The sequence below is a fragment of the Centipeda sp. (in: firmicutes) genome (assembly GCF_057271695.1).
Map to the genome: position 1 here is coordinate 1 of NZ_DBHIVL010000119.1, position 4020 is coordinate 4020.

The following is a 4020-nucleotide window of genomic DNA, read 5'->3' on the forward strand; positions in this document are numbered from 1 at the left end:
AGTGTGATTGGATGACGTTGACCGCTAAGTAGCGAACCAAAACTGCGTGAGCGAGCAGTTTTGTGTGAGTCACTTAGTCGACATTTGCGAAGCAAATGTCGACTGTAAATCAAAGGTACAAGTCTATCAATACAATTTGCTTAGAGTTTCTTCTGTGAAGTTTTGAGTGAGCAAGACTCATTCAAGTATGCGGTGATGATGCCTGAACGGTTCCACCTGTTCCCATTCCGAACACAGTAGTTAAGCCTTCAAAGGCCGAGGGTACTTCGTTGGAGACGACGTGGGAGAGTAGGTAGTTGCCGCAAAATCTAAGACTCGTGATGATTCACGGGTCTTTTTTGTATGTTTATACTCATTGTTTCAGGCACTCCTTTTACAGCAAAGCAATGGAAGAGAGACTTCTTTTCTAAAATGATTTGAGAATTGATTTTTTTTCAAATCGCACTAGAAAATGAAAAAATTGTGATATAATATCAATATTAAAATGATAGACAGAATTATTCTATTGAATTCTGTTTTATCATTCGTATTTCGAGGGACAGAAAGGTGTTTTCCATGAAAACGAGGGCAAGAGCCGCATTGACATGTGCTGTACTGCTTCATGTTATGGCATCCGTATCAACTACATTTGCAAACGAAAGTTCGGAACGGGGGGGTAACTACTCTACCGCAGATGTTCAGGTAGATGTAGATGCCGCAAAGGAAGAGGCGAAGTATGAATCGTAGTCCACGACGATCATCACGGCGGAGGACATCGCGAAGAAGCAGGCGAAATCTGTTGAGGATATTATCTTTGACGAGACGGGTATGACACGAAATATTGACGCGATGGGGCGCGTGACCGTCTCCATCCGCGGAGCGGAGCCGCGCCATACCCTCATCCTGATCGATGGTCAGCCTGTGATGGGCGATTTTGCAAAGTATTCTGGTGCGGGCGATGAGTTGCAGCGCATTGGAACGGAGAACGTTGCACGCATAGAGATCATTCGCGGGGCGGCGAGTGCGAAGTATGGCGCGGATGCCATCGGTGGTGTCGTCAATGTCATTACGAAGGAGGCTGCGAAGAAGCCGGGACTGCAGCTGAACCTTGAGGGGCGGCGCACAAAGGGCGACAGCGACGTATTCCCCTATGCGAATTTCTTCCTGCGTGCAGATTCAGGACAGCAGGGCAAGTTTCGTATTGCGGCGTACGGCGGCAGGCGTGACATTCTGCCCGTTTACGGGGAGAAGGGGACTACACTTTCGGACGGCTCGGCCATACGGAACGCTCTGCGTTTCTACGGCGACATCAAGAACATTGGTATGACCGCAGCCTATGATATCACGAAGAATCACAGTCTGTCGTTCAGCCTTGACCGCGTCAGCGAGGAGATGAACCGCTATGTGAAGCACTCGAACTCATTCTTTGAGCCGCAGCAGCATTTCAAGTGCGACGTAGACCGCGACAACTATCGCATTTCATACGAGGGGCGCGGCGGTGCGTCGGACTGGAACGTCTCCCTCGACTATGCGAAGATGCACGAGGACGATATTACACTCACCTCCTATGTTGCGAATCGCACCTATATGGGTACGAATATTCTCGACTATGTGGATAACGTGGATCATCGCCAGTTGAGCCTGAAGGCATCGGCGAATACGCAGTTGAACGACAATCATCTCCTCTCCTATGGCGTGGGTTTTACACAGGAAAAGGGAGAGGGCAGCCGCCTAAAGAATGCACCGAATACCTACACGCGTGCCATTGACCCGTGGGCCTATGACAAAAATCTCTGGACGAAAAAGGGAGATACATCGCCGCAGTCCAAAGCGCATGACCATGCTATGATGCGGAATGATGCGGGCGTGCCGAAGTATGACAATGAATACGAATGGTACGGGCATAAAGACGCGAACGGCAAGAATTTAGTGCCGCAGTTTACGTACGAGGAATTTTTGAAGTATGGCTATCAACATCCGGACACGCCTGCGGATGTTGCAGCACGGCGTGCAGCATTCGGCAACGCGTTGAGAGCCGATCCGGCAAACAGTTATTTGTCAAGCTTGGTACTTAGTCCGGAAATGGCGGTCAATTATTATTACAATCCCGAGGCGAGCCGTAAATATACAGGGCATACAATGAACTGGCAAGGAAAAGCCTTTAAGGACGAATACTATGCGCGACAAAATCAGCAGACGATCGGTACAGCGGAGATCAAGAAGCAGTATGTCTTTGTGCAGGATACATGGCAGGTAAACGATCGCACACTGCTCTCTCCGATTCTGCGCGTGGACAACAGCAATCTCTTTGGCACGCATATGACCTTCAACATCGGCGGAAAGTCGAACCGCCGCTTCAAGGCGAATGTCGGCACGGGATATACCGAGCCGGGCATGGGCGAGCTGTACTATAACTGGGAGATGTACGCAGGTGCGCCGATTACAGACGATCGTGCCCGTCTCGGTCGCTACTGGGTCGGCAACTCCGATCTTAGCCCAGAGAAGTCCGTGAACTTCGACATTGGTCTGGAGGCCGAGAGCAAAGACGGCAGGGACAGCTTCCGCATCGATGCCTTCCACAACCGCATTCGGAACTATATGACGACCTATTTCACGGGCTATCTGATGGACTTCCACCCTGAGGCGGATGAAGAAAAAACAAGATTGCTCCTGCCGCCCGATATGATCTACAGCTTCAAGAACATCGGGCGGGCGGAGATCACGGGACTGGAGGCGGAGTACAACCATCGCTTTGACCGCCACTGGTCAACGAAGGTCGGCTATACCTACCTCCATGCGATCAATAAGAGTGACCCCACGATGCCGCGCCGTCTGCTCGACCGTCCGCAGCACAAGATTGACCTCGGCGTTACATACGAGAAAGCGGGCTGGCGCGCAACGCTCTGGGGGGAACTACTACCTCAATATGCTCGACAGCAACAGCGTCGCGAACAACGGCAACTATCTCGATGAGGTAGACGGCAAATGGCAGACGAACTTCCATGTCGGCGGTACGCAGACCTACGAGAAGAAGTCATTTGGCATCTGGAACTTCATCCTGCAAAAGGATCTCGGCAAGGACTCGAGTGCCTATATCGGCGTAGACAACATTCTGAACCATCGCGATGACGACCGTGCATTCCAAGAGCGGATGTACCGCATTGGTGTGAATATGAAATTCGGTCCCGATGCGGATACCGTGCCGATGAGTGCAGAGGAGCGTGCGGCGCGCACGGAGGCGAATCATGCCGCTCTGGAAAAGAACGCACGCTTTATCATCCCGCCGTTTGACATGGAGAAGGAAATTGGCACGCGTGTGATCGGTGACTACCGCTGGCGATGGAACTCCTTCACGGGCAAGGAGAAACCGGCGAATGCACGCACCACGGCAACCTCAACCATCGGCAGTGCATATAAGAACTACCTCGAGAAGGCGGGGCACGGATTTGAGCAGCGCCTGCGCGCGGGTGTGGATGCAAGGCTTGATGAGAATACGAACATCACTGTCCTCGGCAGTCTCGCGAGCACGGCAGGTGTCGATACAGAGACGGATGCGGCGCAGTCGAAGGGTCTGAACCATGCACGGCTCGATACGGCGGACGTAACGCGCCATGCAAAGGAGTGGGACTTCTCCCTCGGGCGGCTGACCGAGCCCCTCGGCATCACGGGCTACTACTTCGGCAAGGAGTACGACGGCGGGCGTGCCGTCTGGACGGGCAAGCGGACACAGGTGCGTCTCGGGTACGGCGACTTCCGCCGTTCGACGGGTATCGCGGACTCGGCGTATACCCATGCGGTGACGGAGACGTTCTATCGTGCGCCGACCGTGGAAGAGTTCATGGGCTCTGCTGACAGCACGGAAACATCGGAGCTTCTGAACTTCTATGGTCAGCTCAAAAATGCGACGACACAGGCGGAGCAGCATGCAATCATCAAACGCATGTATGATATTGTCAAAAAGGCATATCCAAGGAAACACTGAAAATTTCTTTTGTTGCACGATTGAGCTCCAAAATATTACAATAGAGGAAAACAGCAACA

1 rRNA gene and 1 pseudogene are annotated in these 4020 nt (G+C 52.3%); both read left to right on the forward strand.

Features of this window, described 5'->3' with window-relative positions:
• Nucleotides 1-188 precede the first annotated feature (188 nt).
• Nucleotides 189-305: ribosomal RNA gene (gene rrf, locus ACO6BQ_RS12110) — 5S ribosomal RNA — on the forward strand.
• Nucleotides 306-555: 250 nt separating this feature from the next.
• A pseudogene (locus ACO6BQ_RS12115) lies at nt 556-3949 on the forward strand (TonB-dependent receptor plug domain-containing protein); the annotation flags it as partial.
• Between the last annotated feature and the right edge of the window lie 71 nt (nt 3950-4020).